Origin of the sequence: Paraburkholderia sp. SIMBA_027 (assembly GCF_046535315.1) — a bacterium.
Lineage (GTDB): Bacteria > Pseudomonadota > Gammaproteobacteria > Burkholderiales > Burkholderiaceae > Paraburkholderia > Paraburkholderia tropica.
This window is the reverse complement of sequence record NZ_JAWRWY010000763.1, coordinates 1-265: the sequence shown is the minus strand read 5'-3', so window position 1 is coordinate 265 and position 265 is coordinate 1. Positions and strand designations below refer to the sequence as shown.

The following is a 265-nucleotide window of genomic DNA, read 5'->3' as shown; positions in this document are numbered from 1 at the left end:
ACCGACAATTTGCATCGATTTTACAGATTCAAAGTACTGCTTGGCAGACGAGGGTGAGAAAATCGCAGAAATAAGCTCTGATCTCGAAAATGCTATTGAGAATTACTTAAGAGACAACTACACTATCTCAGATGATGAAAGCGAGTACGATTTTGCAGACATGAGAATTAAACTTCAAAAAGAATATTGATATGAAAACCATCTTAAATCTTTTGATAGCCTCATCAATACTTGTTATGATGAATGATTGCGAAGTAAATGCGGG

General features: G+C 35.5%; 1 protein-coding gene. It reads left to right on the top strand.

Features of this window, described 5'->3' with window-relative positions; genetic code table 11:
* Nucleotides 1-190: hypothetical protein (locus tag SB764_RS41105; RefSeq protein WP_410866913.1), on the top strand; the 190-nt coding region annotated here is incomplete at its 5' end.
* Between the last annotated feature and the right edge of the window lie 75 nt (nucleotides 191-265).